This is a genomic window from Haemophilus sp. UMB1048, from assembly GCF_030218125.1.
Classification (GTDB): Bacteria; Pseudomonadota; Gammaproteobacteria; order Enterobacterales; family Pasteurellaceae; genus Haemophilus_D.
In genome coordinates, this window is the sequence record NZ_JASOPB010000206.1 from 1 (window position 1) to 233 (window position 233).

The 233-nt window shown below is 57.5% G+C and carries 1 protein-coding gene; it reads left to right on the plus strand.

All coding sequences use genetic code 11. The features are described 5' to 3' along the window. Positions 1–233 (plus strand): SDR family NAD(P)-dependent oxidoreductase (locus QP437_RS10485; protein ID WP_285267798.1); only part of this gene is annotated, 233 nt, incomplete at both ends.

Sequence of the window (233 nt, forward strand, 5' to 3'; positions counted from 1 at the left end):
CTTCTCTTAGCGGCAAAGTCGCCGCGGTCACCGGCGCTGCTTGCGGCATTGGTCTTGAATGCGCGAAAACCCTGCTTGGCGCGGGCGCGAAGGTGGTTCTGATCGACCGTGAAGGCGAAAAGCTCAACAAGATTGTGGCAGAGCTTCGCGAAAACGCTTTTGCCTTACAGGTCGATCTGATGCAGGGCGAGCAGGTGGATAAGATCATTGACGGCATCCTGCAGCTTGCCGGA